Origin of the sequence: Pseudomonas meliae, from assembly GCF_001400515.1 — a bacterium.
GTDB classification, from domain to species: domain Bacteria; phylum Pseudomonadota; class Gammaproteobacteria; order Pseudomonadales; family Pseudomonadaceae; genus Aquipseudomonas; species Aquipseudomonas amygdali.
On record NZ_LJQT01000254.1, the window covers coordinates 1 to 864 of the forward strand.

Here is an 864-nt window from a genome sequence, read left to right on the forward strand (position 1 = left end):
CCCGCATTGGACGAACTGCTTGGCCAAGTTCGAGCTGGGGACGTGTTAGTGATCTGGAAACTCGACCGGATGGGACGCTCACTCAAGCATTTGGTAGAGCTGGTGGGCAATTTGATTGAGCGCAAGGTCGGCCTGTTGAGCCTGAATGACCCCATCGATACCACCAGTGCACAAGGCCGGCTGGTATTTAATCTGTTTGCATCGTTGGCCGAGTTTGAGCGCGAACTGATTCGGGAACGCACCCAGGCAGGACTGTCGGCCGCGCGAGCACGCGGACGGATGGGCGGACGGTCGAAGGGGCTGACGCCACGAGCGCAGGCGACGGCGATGGTTGCCGAAACGCTGTATCGTGAACGTAAGTTGTCGGTTGCCGCTATCGCGCAGAAGCTGCACGTCTCCAAGAGCACGCTATACAGCTACCTTCGGCATCGCGGCGTAGCGATCAGCGCCTACGAGAAGTCGGCGCGAAAGGCATCCGGCGTGCGGGACAATGGCAACACCGGTATCAGCACGACCAAGGTCGCCACCCTCCTGCTGACCCTGCGGATTGAGAACAACAGTAAATTTGTGCGCGGTAAGAAACGCACGATAGAGCACATTGAACACTTCTATCTCGATGAGTACGACGCTCAGCGGCGATCGAACGGCGAGTACGAACTGAAGGTGCCTTACGACAGCGATGCAGAGTTGGACGACACGGTGAACGAGTTGCTGAGCGACATCGCCAGTGGCGCGGACGACCGCCACTGCTTCTCCGAAAGCGAAGTGCACATGGAGGGTACTGACCGGTACTGGTGACGTAGGGGCTTAACTGACTTCCCTGTTCCATTGCTCCCCAGACCCCTTTACGCAGTCTACTGGTGC

1 protein-coding gene is annotated in these 864 nt (G+C 58.4%); it reads left to right on the forward strand.

Features of this window, described 5'->3' with window-relative positions; translation table 11 throughout:
* A partial coding sequence (locus ALO64_RS11740) for a recombinase family protein (RefSeq protein WP_054991718.1) occupies positions 1 to 798 on the forward strand: 798 nt, incomplete at its 5' end.
* Between the last annotated feature and the right edge of the window lie 66 nt (positions 799 to 864).